The sequence below is a fragment of the Enhydrobacter sp. genome (genome assembly GCF_030246845.1).
GTDB lineage: Bacteria > Pseudomonadota > Alphaproteobacteria > Reyranellales > Reyranellaceae > Reyranella.
In genome coordinates this window covers 55,462-72,162 of record NZ_CP126889.1, presented here as the reverse complement: position 1 = coordinate 72,162, position 16,701 = coordinate 55,462, and the positions used below count along the sequence as shown (strand labels likewise).

At 70.0% G+C, this 16,701-nt stretch carries 22 protein-coding genes; 9 read left to right on the top strand and 13 right to left on the bottom strand.

What is annotated here, in order from left to right; genetic code table 11:
* Positions 1-169: 169 nt before the first annotated feature.
* Positions 170-859: a TetR/AcrR family transcriptional regulator gene (locus tag OJF58_RS00400; RefSeq protein ID WP_300781072.1), complete on the bottom strand. Its 690-nt coding sequence runs from the start codon at positions 857-859 to the stop codon at positions 170-172.
* 81 nt (positions 860-940) lie between these two features.
* On the opposite strand from OJF58_RS00400, the gene OJF58_RS00395 reads away from it, so the two are divergent.
* Entirely contained in the window at positions 941-2,710 is a 1,770-nt protein-coding gene (locus tag OJF58_RS00395) for a sulfatase-like hydrolase/transferase (RefSeq protein ID WP_300781071.1), read from the top strand.
* Between the two features lie 84 nt (positions 2,711-2,794).
* Here OJF58_RS00395 and OJF58_RS00390 read toward each other — a convergent pair whose 3' ends face one another.
* Complete coding sequence (locus OJF58_RS00390) at positions 2,795-3,055, bottom strand: GlsB/YeaQ/YmgE family stress response membrane protein (RefSeq protein ID WP_300781070.1); 261 nt, start codon at positions 3,053-3,055, stop codon at positions 2,795-2,797.
* A gap of 11 nt (positions 3,056-3,066) precedes the next feature.
* Positions 3,067-3,714: a YidB family protein gene (locus OJF58_RS00385; protein ID WP_300781069.1), complete on the bottom strand. Its 648-nt coding sequence runs from the start codon at positions 3,712-3,714 to the stop codon at positions 3,067-3,069.
* A 204-nt stretch (positions 3,715-3,918) separates the two neighbouring features.
* On the opposite strand from OJF58_RS00385, the gene OJF58_RS00380 reads away from it, so the two are divergent.
* A complete protein-coding gene (locus tag OJF58_RS00380) occupies positions 3,919-4,356 on the top strand; it encodes a response regulator (protein WP_300781068.1) in 438 nt (145 codons plus the stop codon).
* A gap of 22 nt (positions 4,357-4,378) precedes the next feature.
* On the opposite strand, the gene OJF58_RS00375 is transcribed toward OJF58_RS00380, so the two are convergent.
* Complete coding sequence (locus tag OJF58_RS00375) at positions 4,379-4,759, bottom strand: response regulator (protein WP_300781067.1); 381 nt, start codon at positions 4,757-4,759, stop codon at positions 4,379-4,381.
* 1,090 nt (positions 4,760-5,849) lie between these two features.
* Here OJF58_RS00375 and OJF58_RS00370 point away from each other — a divergent pair.
* Positions 5,850-6,050 carry a hypothetical protein gene (locus tag OJF58_RS00370; RefSeq protein ID WP_300781066.1) on the top strand — a complete coding sequence of 67 codons (201 nt, stop codon included), beginning with the start codon at positions 5,850-5,852 and terminating at the stop codon, positions 6,048-6,050.
* A 164-nt stretch (positions 6,051-6,214) separates the two neighbouring features.
* The gene (locus OJF58_RS00365; protein ID WP_300781065.1) at positions 6,215-6,574 is read left to right on the top strand and encodes a response regulator; all 360 of its coding nucleotides are present in this window, start codon (positions 6,215-6,217) and stop codon (positions 6,572-6,574) included.
* A gap of 3 nt (positions 6,575-6,577) precedes the next feature.
* On the opposite strand, the gene OJF58_RS00360 is transcribed toward OJF58_RS00365, so the two are convergent.
* The 5 genes from OJF58_RS00360 to OJF58_RS00340 all read right to left on the bottom strand — a co-directional run bounded on the left by OJF58_RS00360 (position 6,578) and on the right by OJF58_RS00340 (position 9,821).
* Entirely contained in the window at positions 6,578-6,973 is a 396-nt protein-coding gene (locus OJF58_RS00360; RefSeq protein WP_300781064.1) for a response regulator, read from the bottom strand.
* A gap of 86 nt (positions 6,974-7,059) precedes the next feature.
* On the bottom strand, positions 7,060-7,677 hold the full coding sequence (locus tag OJF58_RS00355; protein ID WP_300781063.1) for a hypothetical protein: 618 nt from the start codon (positions 7,675-7,677) through the stop codon (positions 7,060-7,062).
* A 96-nt stretch (positions 7,678-7,773) separates the two neighbouring features.
* Positions 7,774-8,661 carry an energy transducer TonB gene (locus OJF58_RS00350; protein ID WP_300781062.1) on the bottom strand — a complete coding sequence of 296 codons (888 nt, stop codon included), beginning with the start codon at positions 8,659-8,661 and terminating at the stop codon, positions 7,774-7,776.
* Positions 8,658-9,506: a hypothetical protein gene (locus tag OJF58_RS00345; RefSeq protein WP_300781061.1), complete on the bottom strand. Its 849-nt coding sequence runs from the start codon at positions 9,504-9,506 to the stop codon at positions 8,658-8,660. Before OJF58_RS00345 ends, OJF58_RS00350 begins: the two co-directional genes overlap by 4 nt.
* Positions 9,507-9,581: 75 nt before the next feature.
* Entirely contained in the window at positions 9,582-9,821 is a 240-nt protein-coding gene (locus OJF58_RS00340; protein ID WP_300781060.1) for a hypothetical protein, read from the bottom strand.
* A gap of 224 nt (positions 9,822-10,045) precedes the next feature.
* Between OJF58_RS00340 and OJF58_RS00335 the strand changes: the two genes are divergently transcribed.
* On the top strand, positions 10,046-10,324 hold the full coding sequence (locus tag OJF58_RS00335; RefSeq protein ID WP_300781059.1) for a hypothetical protein: 279 nt from the start codon (positions 10,046-10,048) through the stop codon (positions 10,322-10,324).
* Positions 10,325-10,558: 234 nt separating this feature from the next.
* On the opposite strand, the gene OJF58_RS00330 is transcribed toward OJF58_RS00335, so the two are convergent.
* Positions 10,559-10,846 carry a hypothetical protein gene (locus OJF58_RS00330; RefSeq protein ID WP_300781058.1) on the bottom strand — a complete coding sequence of 96 codons (288 nt, stop codon included), beginning with the start codon at positions 10,844-10,846 and terminating at the stop codon, positions 10,559-10,561.
* Between the two features lie 114 nt (positions 10,847-10,960).
* Here OJF58_RS00330 and OJF58_RS00325 point away from each other — a divergent pair, with 114 nt between their 5' ends.
* Positions 10,961-11,539, top strand: coding sequence for a hypothetical protein (locus OJF58_RS00325; RefSeq protein ID WP_300781057.1), 579 nt, complete (start codon positions 10,961-10,963; stop codon positions 11,537-11,539).
* Here the strand turns inward: OJF58_RS00325 and OJF58_RS00320 are convergent.
* The gene (locus OJF58_RS00320; RefSeq protein WP_300781056.1) at positions 11,518-11,754 is read right to left on the bottom strand and encodes a hypothetical protein; all 237 of its coding nucleotides are present in this window, start codon (positions 11,752-11,754) and stop codon (positions 11,518-11,520) included. The two genes, OJF58_RS00325 and OJF58_RS00320, sit on opposite strands and share 22 nt — an antisense overlap.
* 26 nt (positions 11,755-11,780) lie before the next feature.
* On the opposite strand from OJF58_RS00320, the gene OJF58_RS00315 reads away from it, so the two are divergent.
* On the top strand, positions 11,781-12,584 hold the full coding sequence (locus tag OJF58_RS00315; RefSeq protein WP_300781055.1) for a pentapeptide repeat-containing protein: 804 nt from the start codon (positions 11,781-11,783) through the stop codon (positions 12,582-12,584).
* A 13-nt stretch (positions 12,585-12,597) separates the two neighbouring features.
* Here the strand turns inward: OJF58_RS00315 and OJF58_RS00310 are convergent, their stop codons facing one another.
* Positions 12,598-13,686, bottom strand: coding sequence for a peptidoglycan-binding domain-containing protein (locus OJF58_RS00310; RefSeq protein ID WP_300781054.1), 1,089 nt, complete (start codon positions 13,684-13,686; stop codon positions 12,598-12,600).
* Positions 13,687-14,484: 798 nt separating this feature from the next.
* Positions 14,485-14,670 carry a hypothetical protein gene (locus tag OJF58_RS00305; RefSeq protein WP_300781053.1) on the bottom strand — a complete coding sequence of 62 codons (186 nt, stop codon included), beginning with the start codon at positions 14,668-14,670 and terminating at the stop codon, positions 14,485-14,487.
* Positions 14,671-14,960: 290 nt separating this feature from the next.
* Here OJF58_RS00305 and OJF58_RS00300 point away from each other — a divergent pair, with 290 nt between their 5' ends.
* Entirely contained in the window at positions 14,961-16,058 is a 1,098-nt protein-coding gene (locus OJF58_RS00300; RefSeq protein WP_300781052.1) for a glycosyltransferase family 4 protein, read from the top strand.
* A 123-nt stretch (positions 16,059-16,181) separates the two neighbouring features.
* Positions 16,182-16,697 (top strand): ImmA/IrrE family metallo-endopeptidase, encoded by a 516-nt coding sequence (locus OJF58_RS00295; protein ID WP_300781051.1) that lies wholly within the window; start codon positions 16,182-16,184, stop codon positions 16,695-16,697.
* Positions 16,698-16,701: the final 4 nt, after the last annotated feature.

Genomic DNA, 16,701 nt, shown 5'->3' with positions numbered 1-16,701 from the left:
GTTGCAAGAACGGTGTCATCCCGAGCGGAGCGAGGGATCATCGATCGACGCTGTGAAAGATCCCTCACTGTGCTCGGGATGACACGAAGGGTGTTTCGCAGCGGAAAGGGAGAAGGAAGAGGCCATTACAGGAGTGAGGTCGGGGGACCTTCTCTCTGCGATCCGCTGCCTACATTTCCCCGCGAGCAAGCGGCATCGCGGGCAGCGGCCGGCGCAGGATCGCGCGTACCCGGGCGGGAGGCAGGCCGAGGCCGCGCAGGATCGTGGTCGCCACCGCCGTGCTGTGACCGGCCGGCGCCCGGCCGCTCGCGATCCGGCGCATCGCCTGCAGGATGGCGCCGCTCACCAGGTCGAGCGCGGCCGCCTCGCCGACGGCACGGAATTCCCTCTGTCTCAGGCCGAGCCGCAGGTCGGCCAGCACGTAGTGGCCGATCTTCTCCATCAGGGCAGGCGTTGTCGCGGCCACGTCGGCGATCAGCAGCGCCCAGGGCGGGCTCTGCTCGGCCAGCCACAGGAATCGTCGGCAGCCGATCGCCATCCGCTCGGCGCCGCGCGCGACGTCGGCATAGCTTTCGACGATGCGCCGGCAGAACGTGTCCGCGATCCAGATGCCGACCGCCTGGACGATCTCGGCCTCCGAGCGGAAGTGGTTGTAGATCGTGACCGGCGTCATCTCCGCCGCCGCCGCGATTTCGCGGATGGTGGCCCGTCTCACGCCGCGCGCGGTGTAGACGCGCGCCGCCGCCGTGATCAGGTTCCGGCGCGTCCGCTCGCGCTTGCGCGGGCGCGGTCCGGCAAGCGGGCCGTCGGCCAGGACGGCGGGCAGGGGCGGCAGCGGCTGGGACAGGGTTCGGCGCACCGTTCCATTTTTTAGCTGTTGTTTAAAAAACGGCAAAGCCTATAAGATTGCATCGACGCATCAGAAATCATGGAGGAGACGATGTCGGACGACCTGTCGGTGCAGGAAGGCACGATACGTCGCGATTTCCTGAAGGCCGCGGGCGCCGCGTCGGTTCTCGCCGCCGGCCTGATCGGCACGGCGCGGGCGCAAACGCCGGCGGCGCCCTCACCGGCGAAGGCGCGGGCCGGGCTCAACATCCTGTTCGTCTTCACCGACCAGGAGCGCTATCACGCGAGCTGGCCCAAGGGTCTCACGCTGCCCGGCCACGAGCGGCTGCAGCGGAGCGGCGTCACCTTCACCAATCACCAGTGTCCGGCGACCATGTGCACCTCGTCGCGCTCGGTGATCGTCACCGGGCTGCAGACGGCCGACAACGGCATGTTCGAGAATCTCGACGTGCCGTGGATGCGCGACCTGTCGACCAGCCATCCGACCATCGGCCACATGCTGCGCAAGGCCGGCTACTACACGGCCTACAAGGGCAAGTGGCACCTCAGCCGCGACTTCGACACGCACTCGGTCGAGAAGTTCATGACGCCGGGCATGGAGCGATACGGCTTCGCCGACAATTTCTCGCCGGGCGACCTGATCGGCCATACGCTGGGCGGCTACAGCTTCGACCAGATCACGGCCGGCAGCGCCATCAACTGGCTGCGCACGAAGGGCCGGCCGCTCAGCGACGACGGCAAGCCGTGGTGCATGTTCGTGAGCTTCGTCAATCCGCACGACGTCATGTACTTCAACACCGATGCGCCGGGCGAGAGCGTGCAGGATACCGGCCGGCTGCGTCTGCGCGCGGCGCGCGCGCCGGAGCACGCCCTCTACAGGGCGAGCTGGGACATCCCGATCCCGGCGAGCCTGCGCCAGCCGTTCGATGCGCCGGGACGGCCCGGGGCGCATGGCGAGTTCGACCATATCTGGGACTATATCCTCGGCAACGTGCCGCTCGAGGACGCGCGCTGGAAGCGCTTCAACGACTACTACATGAACTGCATCCGCAACGTGGATCAGCAGATCGAGGCGCTGTTGGCCGAGCTCGACGCGTTGAAGCTCGCGCAGGACACGATCGTGGTCTTCACCGCCGACCACGGCGAGATGGCGGGCAGCCACGGCCTGCGCGGCAAGGGGCCGTTCGCCTACCGCGAGACCACGCACCTGCCGCTCCATATCGTCCATCCCGACGTCCAAGGCGGCCAGCAGTGCCGCTCGCTCTCGGGCCACATCGATTTCGTTCCGACGCTGCTCTCGATGGCGGGCGTCGCGCCCGATCGGGCGGCGGAGCTCGCCGGCCGCGCGCTTCCCGGCAAGGACCTGTCGCCGCTGCTCGCCAATCCCGGCAGCCGGACGGTCGACGCGGCGCGGCCGGCCACGCTCTTCACTTATTCGGGACTCGCCAGCAACGACGGCGGCGTCTTCGACTTCGCCGCCAGGGCGGTCATGGCCGGCAAGGATCCGAAGGCCGAAGCGAAGCGGGTGGGCTACAAGCCGGACCTCACGAAGCGCGGCCACGTCCGCTCGGCGTTCGACGGGCGGTACCGATTCACGCGCTATTTCTCGCCGCTCGACCACAACAGCCCGACGACGCTCGACGAGCTCTTCAAATGGAACGACGTCGAGCTCTACGACCTCGATGAGGATCCGGGCGAGATGGCCAATCTCGCGATCGATCGCGCGAAGAACGCCGATCTGCTTGCGGCCATGAACGGCAAGCTCGAGGCGCTGATCAGGAGCGAGATCGGCAAGGACGACGGCCGCGAGCTCCCCGACATCGCCGGCATCACCTGGGGCGTCGACCGCGTCGACCTGTAGGCGGCGCTATCCCGGTCGCTTCATGGCCCACACGGAAAAGGTGTCATCCCGAGCGAAGCGAGGGATGATACCAATGCTGCACAACTACCGCGCCCGGGCGACGGCGATGCGGTTCCAGATGAAGAGGACGACGATCGCGCCCACGGTCGCGGCGATGAAGCCCGCGCCCTGGTCGGGCGCGTACCAGCCGACCGCCTGGCCGACGAAAGTGGCGAGGAAGGCGCCGGCGATTCCCAGCACCGTCGTCAGGATGAAGCCGGTGGGCTTGTTCGGCGCCGACGACAGCAGGCGGGCGATGATGCCCGCCACGAAGCCGATCAGCACGATCCAGAGAAAGCCGCCCATGGTGGCCTCCCTCAGACGGCGCGGTTCATCTCGTCGGCGGTCGGCAGGCGGCCGCCCGGCGTGAGCTGATCGACGAGGCCGGGCAGGTGCTGGCTCAAGCCGTCGAGCAGCGCCTGGCGCGACATGCCGCTGTGCTGCGTCAGGAAATCGATCTGATCGGGCGTCAGGACCTGGGCGAGATCGTCGGCCGAGATCGCATGGTTCTGGCCGGTGCCGACCCACGAGGTCGCGGCCGCGCCCTTGCCGGCGCCCTGGAACTGGTCGAGCAGGTCGCCCAGGCCGCCGGTGAGCAGGCCGCCCAGCCCGCCCGCGCCCGATCCGGCCGCACCCGCGCCGCCGAGGCCGCCCAGCAGGCCTCCCAGCAATCCGCCGAGCCCGGTCGATGCCGCGCCGGCGCCGCCGCGCAGCAGATCGTCGAGCCCCGCGGTCAGGCCGCCGCCGGAAGACGGACCGCCCGCCGCCGGCGTTCCGGCCGGAGCGGTGGGCGTCGCCGAGGGAGCCGTCGCGGGAGCCGACGCTGCGCCGAAGCTCTTGATCGCCTTGTAGGCGAGCAGGCCGAGCAGCGCCATGGTGAGGGGCGACATGCCGCCGCCTTCCGAGCGCGCGGCGCCGCCGCGCGGGCCGTTCTGCATGCCGTTCAGGATGTCCATCAGACCCATGATCGCCTCCGCGGGTTGAAAACGAGGCTGTCGGTTCGACCACGCTGCCAGACGGGCGGCGATCCTGTCCACCGCGATCGGCTTTACGGGCAGGCCAGTCCGATTTTCCCCAGCCTGTGAATAACAAGGGCTCGACAGGGCGGTGCCTGCTGCGCATTGGAGGCGAGGGGTATTTGCTGTTGTAGGGGAAGGGGGTAGTTCAACTTGCCGGCCCGCAAAATCCCGGGCGCCGCGGTTCGCCGCACGCCGCGCTCCGTCATGACCAACAAGAAGATGTCGCTCGAGGGTCGCCGGATCCTGATCGTCGAGGACGACTACCTGCAGGCGACGATGCTGCGCCGGCGAATCGAACGCGCCGGCGGCACGGTGGTCGGTCCGGCCTGGAGCCGCGCTGCCGGCCTGCTGCTGGTCGACGGAGAGCCGTTCGACGGCGCGGTGCTCGACGCCGAGCTGGCCGACGGCTCGGCCGAGCCGATCGCGACGCTGCTGGCGACTCGCGGCGTGCCGTTCGTGGTCGTCGCGGCGAACGACCGCGAATACCTCCCGCCGGCGCTGCGCGAGGCCCGCTACATGGGCAAGCCCGTCGACCATGGCGATCTCCTCGCGATGGTCGCCGATTCCCTGCGCGAGCGGGCACGCTGACGAAAAGGCGGCGCCGCGCCGCCTAGGCCTTGGCGTCGAGCATCGAGGATCGCGAAAGCGGCGGCCGCCGCGCCAGCGCGCGTTCGCACAAGCGCGCGACGGCCCTCAGCAGATGCCCCGTGCCATGGATCAAGGCCACGTCCGACGCGGCGGCCTGGCGTCGCACATGCTGGAGAACGGAAAATCCGTCGAGCGGCCCGGGGATCTCGGCATCGACGAGCACGGCGTTGAAGCGGTGCCTTCGCAACTGCGCCAGCGCCTGCTCCGAATTCTCCGCCTGCTCCACCCGGAAGCCGCGGGCGCGCAGGTAGTCAGCCATGCGGCGGGCGACCGACGACGCCGCGAGCGCCAGCAGGACGGTGTCCTGAGGCCGCGTATCGGTGTCCTTCGCCCTCGGAATCATCGGCTGTTTCCGGCGTCTTCGGTACGTAAACGGCCAGAGGCGTGGACGGTTGCAGCTGCACCGTGAGGTCGACCCCCTGTGCATCCCGCGGCTCTGTCCTGCGTTGACGGTGCCGTGGGTCATTGAAGGTGGGTGTGGAATGATTGTCCGTGGTCTTTTTGCCGCGAGTTTTGCGGCGCCCGTTGCCGTGCTCTCGTTCGCGACGACGAGTGCGGCGGCCGGGCCAATCCTGGTCGTGCCTCGGTCCGGCGTCGTCGATTCACGATCTCCTGTCGCGCCTGGCTCCGCCACCGTGCCGCTCGTGAAGGTCCACGGCGGCAGCAGCGGGAGTAGCGGCAGTGGCAGTGGCGGCGGGAGCGGCGGCTGCAGCGACGGTTCGGGCGCCGGTGGTGGTGGTAGTGGTGGTGGAGGCAATGGCGGCGCGTCGGGCGGTGGAGGCGCGGGCGGGGGCGCGGCCGGTGCGGCCGCGAGCAGCGGCGGCTCGGGCTCGGCAAGCTCTTCCGGCAGTGGCGCAGGAAGCGCCGGCGGAAGTGCCAGCGGCGGCGGGGCCGGTGGCTCGGGCGGAGCATCAGCCGGTGGTAGCGCCGGCGCCTCCGGCAGCAGCGGCGGTTCGGGCTCGGCAAGCTCTTCCGGTGGTGGCGCGGGAAGCGCCGGCGGAAGTGCCAGCGGCGGCGGGGCCGGTGGCTCGGGCGGAGCATCAGCCGGTGGTAGCGCCGGCGCCTCCGGCAGCAGCGGCGGTTCGGGCTCGGCAAGCTCTTCCGGTGGTGGCGCGGGAAGCGCCAGCGGAAGTGCCAGCGGCGGCGCGGCTGGCGGAGCAGCGGGAGGCGGCGCGGGCGCGTCCTCAGGTGCGGGCGGTGGCGCAGGCAGCTCGGCCGCGGGTGGCGCCGGAGGCAGCGCGGCCGGCGGTGGCGCAGGCAGCGCGAGCGCGGCGGGTTCTTCAGGTGCCGGCGGGGCGGCGGCTGGCGGCGGGGCCAACGGGGCGACCGGAGCCGCTGCGGGCGCCGGCGCCGCAAGCGGCAGCGCGTCGGGTGGATCGGCCGGTTCGGCCGGCAGCGCAGGATCGTCGGCGGCCGCGAGCACCGGCGCCGCGATGCCATCGGCGGAGTTTTGCGAGGCGCGCCGCATGGCGGGCCTGCCCTGCCTGTGGCCGGAATCGACGGGCGGCCCGCTGGGCCTGGCCCAGGCCGGACGCGAGGCCCGTTTCGACCGCGGCGCCTATCGGACCACCGCCGACTGCCTGACGGCCGCTTATGCCGATCACGTACCCTTGGCCGCCTGCGAGCGGCGCTGAGGCAGCCGTTCCGGAACGATTGCCGGGGCCTCGGCGTTGCAGTCGAACAGGGGAGCACGATCGGCCCGGCGTTTGCGCCGGAGCCCGGGACGGAGGACGACGGCATTCTGGCAGCGACGCCCCGCGAACGTCGGGCGGCGAAGCGGCGTCCGGCGACGGTCCTCGTGGTCGAGGACGAGACGCTGACTCGGCTCACGGCGGCCGACTATCTGCGCGATTGCGGCTATCGCGTCCTCGAGGCGGTGACGGCGAACGACGCCGAGCGGTTGCTGGCGGCGGGCGAGCCCGTCGAGGTCGTGTTCTCCGATATCGATCTCGGTGGCGAGGCCGACGGCCTCGCGCTCGCGCGCCGGATCCGCGAGCACCATCCCGATATCCGGATCCTTCTCGTCTCGGGCGGGCAACGACCGGTCGGCGAGAGCGAGCGTCTCTCCGACGGGCCGTTCATGACCAAGCCCTATTCCTACGTCGAGCTGGCGGTGAACATCGAGGCCCTAGTCCTTGCCAGGCGGCGGCGCGGCTGAGCGTCACCGGTCTCCGGCGCGGCCGAGCAGGCGCTTGATCTCCTCGGCCAGCCTCTCGTGCGTGTAGGGTTTCGCGAGAAAGGGACCGTCGCAGAGATCGCCGGCCTTCTCCGCCATCCGATCCACGCCCGAGGTCAGCAGGATCCGCACGGCCGGACGCTTCTGCCTCGTCCAGGTGGCGAGGACGAATCCGCTGGCGCCCGGTCCGAGGTCGACGTCGGCGAAGAGGATGTCGACCGGCTCGTCGGACGCGAAGATCCTCTGCGCTTCCTCCGCCGTTCCCGCTTCCAGAACGCGATAGCCACAGTCGCGCAGATAGCCCGCGACGGCGGTCCGGATCAGGACCTCGTCCTCGACCACGAGGATCGTCGCCGGTGGCGGGGTGTCGGAGCTCGTCATCGGGTGCCTCGCCCTGCATTGCCCGAACGACAACGCGCGGCGCCGCCCTTTCAGTTCCGACGACCGGCAGTTCCGGCGGCGGTGCCTCAGCGCGCGAAGGGATCGCGGACGGCGCCGGAGGCGCCGGCGAACGGTCCGGCGGTGTTGCGGTACGCGCCGGACGGACGATCGCCGGAGCCGCTGGCGGCGATCTCCCGCTGGCAGTGGACCACCTCGGCCACGGCGGCGTAGGTGTTGCGCAGCGAGAGGTCGCCGACCAGGGCGCCGCGGTAGTAGATCCGCACCTCGTTGCGCTCCATGAAGTCGCGCGTGAAGTCGAAGCTGAGGCTGGTGCCGGCGAGGAACGCGCTGCCGCCCAGCCGCACGCCGCGGAAGTCGCCGCTGTAGCGCGTCGCGCCGTCGAACACGAAGTCGATGCGGTAGAGCTTGCCGAGCTCGATCGAGCGCCAGCTCGCGTTGCCGAGCACGAGATAGATCGCCTTGCGGGTCATGTCGAAGCCCAGCCGCAGCACGCTGCCGTCGCGATAGCCCTGCAGGGCGAAGCAGCCGTTGCCGATGCTGCGGTCGACGCGGATCTGCCAGCCGCCGACGCTGCCCCAGGCCGCGGTGCCGTCGTCCCCGGCCGCCGCCGGCCGGGCCGCCATCGAGGCGGCGACGGCGAGCGCGGCCGCCGCCATCGTGATCTTGCTGCGCAGGAGCGACATCGCGCTTCTCTCCGCCTTGTCGTGCACCCGCGGCCATCGTCGCGCGTCGGCGAGGGCATCGGCGGAACATTCCCGCGACAAAGCTGTGCCGCCAGCCTACCGGTCGCGCACGTAGCGGATCGGCACGACAAAGGTGGTGCTCGCGTCGGCGATGCCGGGCGGAAGCGGGGCGAAGGGGGAGGCGGCGTGCGCGGCATCCATCACGCCGCGATCGAGATCGGGAAAGCCGCTCGAGCGCGCGAGCGCGAGACCGACCAGCCGGCCGTTCCGCGCCAGCGTGAGCTGCAGCACGACGAGGCCCTGCTCGCTCGCCGCACGCGAAACGGGCTGGACCTTGTACTGCGAAAGCTTGCGGATGACCTGCCAGAGATAATCCTCGCGCGCCAGGCGGCGGCCGCCGTCGCTTCCGGTGAGCGGCAATGACGAGCGGGCCGCGTGGCCGGCCGCGGCCGCTGCCGCGCGCGGCAGATGCGCTTTCGGGATGGGCGCCTGCGGTTTCGGCGCCTTCGCCACGGGCGGCGGCGCGCTGTGGGGACCGCTGCCGGCAAAGTCCTGCGCGGAAGGAACAGGCGGCGCCTCGACCGACGGCAGGATCCGTTCGAGCGCGGGCCGCGGCGGCGGCACGGTCCGTGCGGTCGCAGCCTGCTGCGCGCGCGGTCCCGGCGGCGCAGGCGGCGCGAGCGGCGCCATCGTCCGCGTCGCGATCTCGGGCGCGGCGGGATCGGGCGGCGGCGACCCGAACCCGGCCGGCGCAGCGATCGCCGGAGGCGGCGGCGCCGGCAGTTCCATCGCGAGGTTCCGGGACGATTGCGCCGCCGTCGCAGGCTCGGCAGCGACAACGTCGACGGCGATCTCCATGGCCTGCGGTCGCAGGTGGACCGGCATGCGCGGCAGGGCCGAGAGCAACGAAGCCGCGAGCGCGGCATGCATCAAGGCCGACGTCGCGAGCGCGACCGGCGAGATGCGGCTGGGTGTGGCGATCACCGGCAGACTTCGAGCGGGAGGTTGCGCGCCGAGGCCGCCGTCAGGCAGTCGGCGGTGCTCTGGAACCACTCGCGCCGGAAGTAGACGCCGCGCAGCGAGTAGGAGCCGCCCGGCGCGCTTCGCGCGGTCGAAGGATAGCTTTGCCTGTAGCGATCGTCGCGGGCACGAGCCTCCGAGCCTTCGACCGCGCCGCCGGCACCGGCGCCGGCCGATGTAGCGGCGGCGGCCGCTGCATCGTTTGCGGCAGCCGGCGATGCCGGTCCGAGCGATGCCGCCGTCGCTGCCGCGCCTGGCGCCGTCCCGCCCGGGTCCGCGGCACTCGTCGCCGATGCAGCGCTGGTTCCGGTTCCGCCGTTGCCGACACTGCCCGCGCCGGTACCGGCACTGCCGGCGCTCGTGCCGCCTGCGCCGGCGGCTCCTGTTCCGGCAGAAGCCGCGCTCGCGCCACTGGCGGCACCGCCCGCGCTCGCGCCTGCGCCGCCGGCTCCGGCACTGGCGCCGGCGCCCGCACTGGCACTGGCGCCGCCGGCACTCGCGCCCGCCCCTGCGCCGGCTGAGGCGCCACCGGCTCCGGCACTGGCGCCCGCACCTGCACCGGCACCTGCGGCGCCCGCGCTCGCACCGGCGGCCGCGCCGGCGCCACCGCCATTGCCGCCACCACTGCCGCCCCCACCACCTCCACCGCCGCGGCATTGCAGAAGGTTGGCGTCAGCGTGCGACGTCTCGAGCAGGGAAAAGGTGGCGGCGTGCGGTGCCGTGAACGCCCAAGCGAAGGCCGGCGACGGCAGGAGCCAGCAGCTCGCCGTCAGGCCGGCGATGAGGAGAACGCGCGAAGGGTTCGGCATCCATACGCAAGAACGCGACCGCGCATCGCGCGGTTGCCCGATCGTACGGAGTGTCGGAAGAAGACGGAAAAGGCGTCAGGAAGGGAGGCGGATCTCGCCCGCGTCGAGGCGCAGGCGGATGCGGCTCACGGCGTCGGCGACCGGATCGGCCGAGCCGTTGCGTCGGGCGAGGGTGGCGTCATCGATGGACAGCACGTCCGCCAGCGCCAGCTCCCGCCCGTTCTCGTAAAGCCAGAGTTCCCATGCATCATCGATCGGGCGTACCCGCACCGCCAACGCACGACCCCGATGCGTCAGCTCGAATTGGCGATTCATGCGAAATCCCCAAATGAATTCCCATTCCCACAATGCTCCCGCTTTATCGCCATGACACGCGATGTTCAATCACAGAATGCGGAGGTTTGTATCGGACCACCGTTGCTTGCAAGGGCTTGGGGCCAAGGCCGGGCCGGCGGCAAGATATGGAGGTTTCGCTGCACGGCGTTCGGGGTCGCACAAAGCCTGTTTGGCCGCGCCCGGCGCTGGACGACAAGGAAGGCATGTTGACCCGAAGCGAAGCGCGGGCGGCGGTCCACGCCGCCCTGGAGGCGCGCAGCCGCCTCGATCCCATCGGTCCGCAGGACATCCCGATCTTCGCCATCGAGATGAGCCGCATCCTCGACTTTCCCGGCGCAGACGACCCGATCGCCGACATCGAGGCATGGGCCGGCACCTGGCTCGACGCGCGAGTCGTGCGCCGCTCTTTCCCGCGCCGCGCCCGCGGCCATGATTGCGCCACCGGAGTCCGTCACCGGCCAGAGGCAGACCCTCGGGAATGAAACTCCGTCCCCTGCCGCAAGATGGGTGTCATCCCGAGCGTAGCGAGGGATCCTTGATCGGCGCCAACCAAAGATCCCTCGCTTCGCTCGGGATGACACGACACTGATTGGGCGCCTCTCTTGCTTCTTGTTGGTGGCGCGCTCCGCTGAGCGCTCATAGGAGCGCCCTTCGGCTTCGCTCAGGACAGGCGCAACTCCAGTTGCGCCTTCATGCGATGTCGAGACAAACATCGCTCACGGCGTGGTGGAGTGGGGCGAGATGATGTTGCCGTATCTGTCGATGCGGTTGCCCTTGGCGTCGTAGCGGAAGCCGTACTCGTCGCGGCTCGGGCTCACCGTGTCGGGCTGCACCGGCGGCGGCGGCGCGGGCGCGGGCACGTAGACGGTCGTGGGCTGCACCGGCGGAGGCGGCGGGCTCACCACCCGCTCCTCGGTGCGCACGCTGCAGGCGGCCAAGACGGTAGCCAGCGAGGCGGCGGCCAGCAGGCACGCGAGGGCGGGACGGGCATCGGTCGGCGTCATGCAAAGGCTCCTTGTCAGGGCCCGTAAAACGCCGGCGTCGGGGTCGAGGTTGCGCCGGCGCGCGATCATTCCGGCCTCGACAATGCGGCGGCGGCGCGAGAATCCTTCCCTCCCATGTTTGCCGCCAGGCTCGACACGGCCGAACGTCTCCTCCAGTCCGCGACCGAGGCGCTGATGCGCGCAGGCGCGGTGCTGCCACGCGAGATCGAGGGCGCCTCGACGGCGATCTACGCCACCGACGCGGCGGGCCTGCTGACGCACTTCAACGCGGCCTGCATCGGCCTCGCCGGACGCCGGCCCGCGGCGGGGCGCGACCGCTGGTGCGTGACGTGGCGGCTCTACACCGAGGACGGGGCGGCATTGCCGCACGATCGATGCCCGATGGCGATCGCGATCCAGGAGCGTCGCCGCGTGCGCGGGCTGGCGGCGATCGCCGAGCGGCCGGACGGCACGCGGCTCGGCTTCCTCGCCTGCCCGACGCCGATCGTCGACGGCTCGCGCGCCTTGATCGGCGCGGTGAACGCGCTGGTCGAGCTTCCCTTCGCCGAGCTGGCTGCCTTCCATCAGGGCCAGGCGCAGAAATGCCGCCGGCTCGCCATGGCGGTGAACGATGGCGCCACGATCGAGACCATGCTGCGGCTGGCGCAGGAGTTCGAGGGCAAGGCGCGGCGCTATCGCGCGCTCGCCGCCTGATCGTTCGACGGTCCGGGGGCCGCGGGCTCCGGCGCGACCGTCACGCGCACGCGGCCGGTCGCGACATTGACGAGGTGCCAGCCGCCGCAGGCCACGCACGCCACGCGCCAGCGCAGCCGGCAGCCACCCACCGGCAGGGCATCGTCGGCCAGCACCTTCACGTTCGTCTTCGTGACAGGACATTGGAAGACGTAGAGAGGCGGCGCCTCCGGCATTCCTCCTTCCTCGCGGTGACGGTCATATGATAGGCGAAGAGAGGGGCGCAGCGCCGGCATATCGCTCGATCGATCGGGAAGAATTACAGGCAACGATCGCACGGGGCAGGACGTTTATCGGTTTCCTGTTCGCGGTACCTCTTGCGTTGGATGATCTCGACCTGACGGAAAGCCGGTTCGAGCGCTGCCTGTTTCGCTTGCCGGTCATCAAGAATGCGGATTTCTCGGGGGCGGCTTTTCGCGACTGTCGTTTCGAGCAGACACGCTTCGCCAGCTGCAGGCTCGGCAACGCGCATTTCCAGGGCTGCGACCTGTTCGACGTGCAGCATCGGACGGGATGCAGCTTCGCGTTCTGCGACATGGCTGCGGTCGAGGCGGAGAAGTGCAACTTCGCGACCAGCTCCTTCGAGCGCTGCGATCTCCACAATCTGCGCGCCGTCGAATGCAGCTTCCGCGGTGCGCGCTTCCATCGCTCGTCCTTCACCAAGGCGCTGTCGCGGCGATCGACGGTGACCAAGGCCTTGTTCGACAAGTGCAACCTCAGCTTCGCCGATCTCTCGGACCTGGTGTTGCAGAATTGCGAGTTCCTGTCGTGCCGCCTGTCCGAGGCGTCGTTCATCGGCACCGATCTCAGCCATGCGACGATGCTCGCCTGCGCGCTCGACCGGATCGACTGGGACCGCGCCCGGCTCGCCAAGGCGGACCTTCGCGGCTCGCGCCTCTCCGGGCTGAACCTCGCGCGGCTCGCCGACTATGCCGGCGTCACGATCAGCGAGAGCGAGCAGTCGGAGATCCTGAAGCAGCTCGGCGTCGACGTATCGGACACATAGCCGGTGACGCAAATCAGCGGCTGAGCGATTCGAGCCAGCGGCCGAGGCGGTCGCCGGCGGCGCGAAGCGATGCGAAGGGATCGTCCGACCGGCGCTGGGCATAGGCGCGCGGCGAGCGCCGCGGCGGCGGTGGCGCCTGGGCCACCTGCGGCGCGGGGTCGTGGCGCAACGTCTCGAGCAGCGCGCGATCGATCTCGCCGCTCTGCGGCAGGCCGCGATCGGCCTCGTAATGCATCGCCGCCGCCTTGGTCATCGGTCCTTCCGCGCCGTCGATCGGGCCGGGATTGAAGCCGAAGGTGTAGAGCTTCGTCTGGATCTCCTGGATCTCCGCGCGCTGCAGCGGCCTGGTGTCCGGTTGGGCCGGCGCAGCCGGCGCGTCGGCGACGGCAGGCGGCGGCGCGCTGGCCGGCGGTGAGGCCGGCGACGGCGCCGTCGATGCCGGTGCTGTCGATGCCGGCGCTGTCGATACCGGCGGCGATGCCGCTGTCGATGCCGGCGGCGGTTGCGGCGGCGATGACGGCGGGGAGGCCGTCACTTCGGGCGTCGCGGCCGGCGCTGCGGCTGCAGGCGGCGCCGGTGGAGTCGGCGCAGGTGAGGGCGAGGTCGTTGCCTGCGGCGTCGAGGGAGGGGGCGCTGACGGAGGAGGCGTCGGCGGAGACGCCATCGGTGCGGCAGGCGCCGGCGCAGCCGGGGCAGGGGCCGTCGCCACCGGCGGCGCGGCCGAGGGCACGAGGCTCGCGGTCTCGACCCGCGTCGCGGGCGATGGCTCGGGCGCGGCGCTTGCCGTCGCCACCGGCCCGGGCGCGCTGATCGTCACCACGAACCAGGCGATGCAGACGACGGCGACCAGGGCGCCGCTCGCTCCCGCGATCAGCTTCAGCCGCCGCTTGCGCGCGAGCTCGTAGGCCAGCAGCGCGGCGCGGCGCTTCTCGTTCTCGGTGCGCAGATCGACCGGCTGCTCCCTGGCGCGCTCGCTCAGGCGTTGCGCGAGATCGGCGATCGACTTCTTGAAGATCTCGTCGCCGCGGCGATCGACTTCCTCAGGCGTCGGCTTGTGGACCGGTCGCGGTGTGAGCGGCGGCAGGCCCGTGCCCTTGCCCATGCTTCGATCGCCAGCCATGACCCCCGAACCTTCAAAATAATTCTTAGTCCAAACGGCAACGAATGTTTGCAACGAAGCGCGCCACACAAGGGCGCAACGGTGATCAATCTGGGACCATTGTCGCGAACCTGTCCCCAGAAACACGAAAGGCCGGTCGCTTGGGGACGACCGGCCTTCCTAGTGAGCTCGCCAACCTGAAGCCTGTGGGTGTGTGGGAAGGGGGCTTCGGGGATACGCGGCTGGGTGACCGCGGGCGGGCTTGGGATCTCTGGGTTTCTGTCGAGGCGCCGTGTGGGATGGCGCGGTGCAGAGCTTGAATACCTTTCGATCAAAAGAACGACTGAGCTTATGGACTGGACTCTTACCATCGGCCGCAGCCGGCCGTGATCTGCAAGTTTGCATATCTCGCATTAGAGCGAAACGCTAGTCACTTGAAAACGCGCGAACCCTGCGAAGGCAGATATGCAGGTATCGGCGGTCTGGATTCCGTCTGAACCTGTGAAAACAACCGTCTTTTCAGTCTTTTGCCAGATCTTTCGCGGATCAAGTTGGGCTTGGGCCGCCAACTCCTTTCCGTATCTCTGAAATTTTCGTCCTTTACAACTGAAACATTAGCTGCCGCTCGCGCTCCTTCGGCGCTTGGTATGTCCTGGTTGTCGGCCGGCCCGCATGCGTGGTGGATGCCGTGGTGGCCGACGCGTCGTGAGGCGCTGGGCGGCGGCGGCATTTTCTCGGGGACCGGCCGTCGCCCAGTCACCTGCGTCGGGCGCGATCGCGCACCGCTGGCCGGACTGCGGGCTAGAGCTGAGGGAATACCCGCGGCCAGGCGACCGGCGGCGGCGAAACGAACGGCATCGCTTGTTCCGCTTCCGACACGTCCTGCGTCTTGCGATCAGCCGGCGCGGCCGGGCGCGGCTGCAGGCCGATGTCCGTCCGGTCGGATCGATCGTCGGCCGGCCGGTAGGCTTCGTTCAATTGAATCATCACGTCCTCCGTGGAGCAACATGCGGATGCAATCGTGCGGGACCCGAAGGGTTCGGCATCCCGCATCCGTCGAGTTAGGTGCGATCGCGGCGGCGTCAAGTGTTCCGGCGCGACGCCCCCTCCTGTCGCATCCGCATCGTATCGCATCCGCATCGTATCGCATCGCATAACGTGCATCGGCGAAAGCGTCGCAACCGGCCTTGAACTTGCCGCGCCCGCCCCTATCTCCGCACGCGGCGGGCCGATCGGCCGCCTTGTCGATGCTTCGCTCATGTGAGGAGGTTTTGCCGATGAAGATCGCTCAGATCGCGCCGCTCGGCGAAAGCGTTCCGCCGAAGCTCTACGGCGGAACGGAGCGGGTGGTATCCTATTTGACGGAGGAGCTTGTCCGGCAGGGACACGAGGTGACCTTGTTCGCCAGCGGCGATTCCAGGACCGCGGCAAAGCTGGTGCGCTGCAGCGATATGGCGCTGCGCCTCAATCCGGTGGTCAAGGATCCCTTGCCCTACCAGGTCGTGATGATGGACGAGGTCCGGCGCCGCGCCGACGATTTCGACGTCCTGCATTTCCATACCGACCTTCTGCATTTCCCGTTGATCCACGATTTCGCCGACCGCACCGTCACGACGCTGCACGGCCGGCTCGATCTGCCCGACCTCAAGCCGTTCTTCGCCGCTTTCCAGGACGTCCCGCTGGTCTCGATCTCGCGCGAGCAGCGGCGGCCGCTTCCGCGCCATCTCAACTGGGTCGGCAACGTCCATCACGGCCTGCCGCGCGACCTGCTGCCGTTCGAGCGCGATCCGGCGGGCGACTATCTCGCCTTCCTCGGCCGCATCTCGCCCGAGAAGCGGCCCGACCGCGCCATCGAGATCGCGGCCCGCGCCGGCCTGCGCCTGAAGATCGCCGCCAAGGTCGATCGCGCCGACCAGGCCTACTGGGACGAGGCGATCGCGCCCATGGTCGCGGCCCATCCCAATGTCGAGTTCGTGGGCGAGATCAACGAGCACCAGAAGGCGGACTTCCTGGGCAATGCCCGCGCGCTCCTGTTCCCGATCGACTGGCCCGAGCCGTTCGGGCTCGTGACCATCGAGGCCATGGCCTGCGGCACGCCCGTCATCGCCTTCAGGGCGGGCGCGGTGCCGGAAGTGGTCGACGACGGGCTGACCGGCTTCGTGGTGCGCAACGTCGACCAGGCCGTCGATGCCGTGACCCGTCTCCATACGATCGACCGCCGCCGGGTGCGGGCCGTCTTCGAGCACCGCTTCACCGTCGAGCGGATGGCGCGCGACTACCTCGCGATCTATGGCGGCCTGCCCGGCGTGCGCACGGACGCAGCCCATCTGCGCCGCCAGCATGGCGAGACGGTTGGCCTGCACGCTGTCGCCTGAGCCACATATATGTTGCGCGGCCACGCCGGCGCGCGGCAAGATATTGCGTAAGACGCGTCGGGCGCTCTTGTCGAAGCGCTCGACGCGGACTACGTCATTCGGTCGAGGACAGCGACAGGCATCATGTCGAAGCAATCGTTCCGCCAGGCCGGACCCTGCCATGCCAGCAAGGCCACGATCGAGACGTTCGCCGCCGACTTCGCGCGCAAGGTGGGCTATCGGGCGGGCGGCGAGCTCGAGCCCGTGGTCGGGCAGCTCGGCGGCAAGATCATCTACCAGACCTTCGCCGACCTCAGCCGGTCGCTCGACGCCTCGATCCGCATCTTCGGCGACCGCAACTTCGAGATTTATCTGCCGGACTACACCAGCGCCGAGCGCGATCGCTTCTCCATCGCGCACGAGATCGGCCACTATATCCTCCACTATCCGCTGGCCAGCGAGCCGATGATCGCGCGACGCTTCGGCTCGACGCGCGTCGAATGGGAGGCCAACTGGTTCGCCGCCGGCTTCCTGATGCCGGAGGCCGCCTTCCGCAAGCAGTTCGCGCGCCATCCCGGGAACATCGCGGGCGTGGCCCGGCACTTCCGGGTCTCGACCGCCGCGGCGACGGCGAGGGCCAAGGCGCTCGGCCTGCTCTGAAGCG

Bases quoted from the DNA above. Each gene is read 5' to 3' on its own strand.
- OJF58_RS00330 (WP_300781058.1), bottom strand. From the start codon at position 10,846: ATGACGCCGACCGATGCCCGTCCCGCCCTCGCGTGCCTGCTGGCCGCC.
- OJF58_RS00295 (WP_300781051.1), top strand. From the start codon at position 16,182: ATGTCGAAGCAATCGTTCCGCCAGGCCGGACCCTGCCATGCCAGCAAG.
- OJF58_RS00305 (WP_300781053.1), bottom strand. From the start codon at position 14,670: ATGATTCAATTGAACGAAGCCTACCGGCCGGCCGACGATCGATCCGAC.
- OJF58_RS00385 (WP_300781069.1), bottom strand. From the start codon at position 3,714: ATGGGTCTGATGGACATCCTGAACGGCATGCAGAACGGCCCGCGCGGC.
- OJF58_RS00325 (WP_300781057.1), top strand. From the start codon at position 10,961: ATGTTTGCCGCCAGGCTCGACACGGCCGAACGTCTCCTCCAGTCCGCG.
- OJF58_RS00340 (WP_300781060.1), bottom strand. From the start codon at position 9,821: ATGAATCGCCAATTCGAGCTGACGCATCGGGGTCGTGCGTTGGCGGTG.
- OJF58_RS00370 (WP_300781066.1), top strand. From the start codon at position 5,850: ATGCCATCGGCGGAGTTTTGCGAGGCGCGCCGCATGGCGGGCCTGCCC.
- OJF58_RS00310 (WP_300781054.1), bottom strand. From the start codon at position 13,686: ATGGGCAAGGGCACGGGCCTGCCGCCGCTCACACCGCGACCGGTCCAC.
- OJF58_RS00390 (WP_300781070.1), bottom strand. From the start codon at position 3,055: ATGGGCGGCTTTCTCTGGATCGTGCTGATCGGCTTCGTGGCGGGCATC.
- OJF58_RS00335 (WP_300781059.1), top strand. From the start codon at position 10,046: ATGTTGACCCGAAGCGAAGCGCGGGCGGCGGTCCACGCCGCCCTGGAG.
- OJF58_RS00300 (WP_300781052.1), top strand. From the start codon at position 14,961: ATGAAGATCGCTCAGATCGCGCCGCTCGGCGAAAGCGTTCCGCCGAAG.
- OJF58_RS00375 (WP_300781067.1), bottom strand. From the start codon at position 4,759: ATGATTCCGAGGGCGAAGGACACCGATACGCGGCCTCAGGACACCGTC.
- OJF58_RS00355 (WP_300781063.1), bottom strand. From the start codon at position 7,677: ATGTCGCTCCTGCGCAGCAAGATCACGATGGCGGCGGCCGCGCTCGCC.
- OJF58_RS00395 (WP_300781071.1), top strand. From the start codon at position 941: ATGTCGGACGACCTGTCGGTGCAGGAAGGCACGATACGTCGCGATTTC.
- OJF58_RS00320 (WP_300781056.1), bottom strand. From the start codon at position 11,754: ATGCCGGAGGCGCCGCCTCTCTACGTCTTCCAATGTCCTGTCACGAAG.
- OJF58_RS00360 (WP_300781064.1), bottom strand. From the start codon at position 6,973: ATGACGAGCTCCGACACCCCGCCACCGGCGACGATCCTCGTGGTCGAG.
- OJF58_RS00315 (WP_300781055.1), top strand. From the start codon at position 11,781: ATGATAGGCGAAGAGAGGGGCGCAGCGCCGGCATATCGCTCGATCGAT.
- OJF58_RS00345 (WP_300781061.1), bottom strand. From the start codon at position 9,506: ATGCCGAACCCTTCGCGCGTTCTCCTCATCGCCGGCCTGACGGCGAGC.